Here is a 3,382-nt window from a genome sequence, read left to right as displayed (position 1 = left end):
ACTTTGTCCTCGGTGATCATAGCGATTATTGTTTGTAAACTTTTGATTTTTTAGCACCTTAAAGTTACAACAATTTTCGCTAATCACCAAATTTTTAGATACTTATATTTCGTCGAACTCACGTTAAATATCACTCATTCTGCATCGCAAAGTCTGGCTTGATACTAGAAAAAACATAATTACTCATGTATCGTTCTATTATTGGAAAGGAATAACTAAAAAGAAAATCCGCATAACTCGCCTGAGCTATGCGGATTTATCTATCTATACCTTTCGGTAATTATCTATACTTACTTAACCTCCTCAAATCTAAACACCACTGTATATCAATACGTTACAATGATACGTTAACGATAAGAAAATATAATAGAGGCGGTTGTGATAAAAAAGCATAGGAAACGATAAATAAACTATTGGTGATTCTTGCCAAGCACCTTTTCTTCCAACTCTGGCAGATGCTCTATGATATTCGCGTCGATTTCGATTGTATATGTGCCCGCAGTGTTGCGCAGTGTCTTTTGAATGCTTGAAGGTTCGGTGTTGCTAAACCAGGCATAAAACAGATTGAGTGCAAACAGAGCCGTTGTCTTCGGATTAATTCCGTATTGGTTTGCTATATTCCAGCAGAAGTTCTTTAGGTCGGCTTGCTTCAGCCCCTTCTTCTTGCTGACGGAAAGGACTTCCATTCGGGTAACACCATTGAGTTCAACAAGAAGTTTGACAGCTTCCTCTATCTGATACAGTTCCTCATCCGTGAAACCATGAGGCATGAGCGTATAGCGGGTATATTTGAGGATGGCTTCAAGTTTCCTTGCTTCGCGAGCGTCTTTTGCTTCTTTCATCTGCTTGCGGTCAATTTGCACTTGATTGATGAATACCTCCAACTCGTCATGTGCCTTTTGGATGTCACGCTTCAACTGCAACTTTTCCAATGCCTCAGGAGTAACAGTTATTTCTTCTGGACTATGTGATTCTACATTGCGTTCTCTTTTGGGAGTGTCATCAGCAATAGGTGCAGCATTCTTTGTATTGGTGATAGTTGCCGTCTTCTCTTGTGCCTTCTTCTGTATATGGCCAAGGTTCAGAGCGATGTACTCCTCCATCTCCTCGCGGTCTGCTATGCTGTTCCATTCTTTGCGGTGAGACTTGAAGTAAGCATAGAGTCCCGTCTTGATGCCATGACAGGCAAGCACAAACAGAGCGTAATAGCCAACGAATATCGGAATTGTGAGCAGAACACACACAAAGTCATTATTTCCACCCACTATCCACTGAGCTGTTTTGTAAGCCGCAATGACGTAAGTGATGATGAGAATGCCAAGGAACCCCTTGTCCAAGTTTCTGGCAATCCCTTCCTTCCGATGGGGTATAGGGAAAATATCAATCTCCATACTTTTACAGGTCTTTGATTTGTTCTTGGGCAACTTCAATGGCTTGCGAACTGAGTTCTTGCTCGCCATCCACCGCATCAAGCACTTTGTCAGCCAGCCAGAGGGTCAGCATTTCGTTCTCATCCTGATGGAAGTACTCTGCAAGTTTTATAACTTGTTCGCGCTTAGCACGCCTATCGCCACGTTCAATCTTACTGAACATCGGGGTGTCTATCTCCAATAGTGCAGCCAACTGGCGTTGCAGTACGCCATTCTCATCTCTTAGTTCTCTAATCTTTTTTCCGAATAACATATCTATGTCTATTTTTCTTCTTTAGCAAATTACCAGCAAGTTACCGGCAAGTTAAACTTATTCTCAATTATCACTGATTATCAACATGTTAGCGAAAAGCTATTCCGCTTTTGGCACGTCTCAGCAAGTTACCAGCAAGTTACAGGCAAGTTAAATCTATGCCCAGATGGGAATATACTTCATATATCGAGGAGCAGTATTTGGATCAAGTACTTTTATTAAGTTCTTTCCAATCGCTTCCTTGATTAATCTAGAAGAACTGCTGGATGATGTTTCAGGAATGCCAAACCTGTCTCTCAGCGACTTGTTTGTCAAAGCATCACCTTGTATATACATAAGGCAAGCATGGAGATAACATGACCACAACTTATCTTCCATCGGGATATTGCTAAATTCCATTTCAGAGAAGAGGGTAACTTTCGTACTATCTTGGAACACTTCGATGCGAGGAGCAGGGAGATATTGTGCTTCACAAGCCAACACCATTCTATCCCAACCACGGCCAAGTTCCTCACACATCTTTAATCGACGCATGAGAGAAGCAAGTTTCTCGTTTCGTGACTTCGGAGGATTATCAATGATACGAAGCACATCTACTAAGGGTGTACCAGGATTCGTCACTTCAATACGATTGTCAAATATCTCCACTACTGGTGCAGCCCCTGTAATATATAGGTCCTGGTGAATGAGGCTGTTTGCAATAGCTTCTCTTACAGATGGGAGAGGGAACTTGCTTTTTGTTGACAGTTGAACTGCATTAACATCCTCATTGCTTGGCAGCAAGGCATTCACGTAGCGCACGATATTCTCAAAGCAAATAGCATAGCCTTGATTAAAAGGCTCCTCTTTTTGAATCAACAGACGGTTTATGCCCTTATACTGTACTACGCGCATAGCCTTACGACCTAAACGGGCAAACTCATTCAAGTCCTTGGCAAACAATATGGCACCAAGGTTGGTAATAGAATATAGCCCATTATCCTGTTTCTGGATGATGCCATCCTCGTTCAGATAATGCGCTACAGCATCCTTTTCTGCTGGCTGGGGTATTTTCAGCAGGGTAAAATAGGCATCCACCTGAAGCAGTCTGATGATGTCCTCATATCTTTGGTCAGTCTTGACGCATACATCCTCAAACTGGGCATGGCGCAACTTGTCCCATAGCTGAGCTCGGAACACGGGGAACTCATGCAACTTCTTCGTGTAGCTACCACTCCGTATGTAGTCAACCTTCTGGAAGCTTACTGGCTCATTTAGAGCCTTATGAATACGAATCAGTTCAACATGCTTGCCATCAATCTCAGCATCATAGTATTCAAAATCCGCATTCTTGGAGAGCATATAGCGAAGCCAATTCTCTAACTCCTGCTCGCCTTTCTTCTCCATCTGCAACCGCACCTTTGTACCAATTATCTCATGGGTAGTGTCAACCACACCCCATATCATATAGGCATAGTCGCGGTCGTTCAAAGTAGCACTATTGGCAAGGGCACTAATGTCCTCACCAATCATACTCGGCTCACAGTTGTTATGTTTGAACTCAACCCATCCAACTTCCTTTGGAAGCTTGCAGAGTTCCTTTACCAGAATATCAATGTTTCCTATCATATAATTAATGTTTCTTTTTAAACTCAATTCTGTTGGATTCTATCTTCTGCTTGTTCAGCAGGTTTTCTATGTTTATTGCCAGTGCCATATG

Annotated in this window: 3 protein-coding genes; all 3 read right to left on the bottom strand. The window is 42.2% G+C overall.

Translation table 11 applies throughout. The features are described from left to right. Positions 1-410: 410 nt before the first annotated feature. On the bottom strand, positions 411-1,391 hold the full coding sequence (locus CIK90_RS11035; RefSeq protein WP_094465396.1) for a hypothetical protein: 981 nt from the start codon (positions 1,389-1,391) through the stop codon (positions 411-413). A gap of 4 nt (positions 1,392-1,395) precedes the next feature. Beyond that, complete coding sequence (locus tag CIK90_RS11030; RefSeq protein ID WP_044064340.1) at positions 1,396-1,683, bottom strand: helix-turn-helix domain-containing protein; 288 nt, start codon at positions 1,681-1,683, stop codon at positions 1,396-1,398. A gap of 156 nt (positions 1,684-1,839) precedes the next feature. After that, the gene (locus CIK90_RS11025; RefSeq protein ID WP_173849341.1) at positions 1,840-3,291 is read right to left on the bottom strand and encodes an ATP-binding protein; all 1,452 of its coding nucleotides are present in this window, start codon (positions 3,289-3,291) and stop codon (positions 1,840-1,842) included. Positions 3,292-3,382 lie beyond the last annotated feature (91 nt).

This window comes from Prevotella sp. P5-126 (assembly GCF_002251185.1).
Taxonomy (GTDB): Bacteria; Bacteroidota; Bacteroidia; order Bacteroidales; family Bacteroidaceae; genus Prevotella.
The sequence above is the reverse complement of the archived record's forward strand: the minus strand, read 5'-3'. Positions and strand labels throughout refer to the sequence as shown.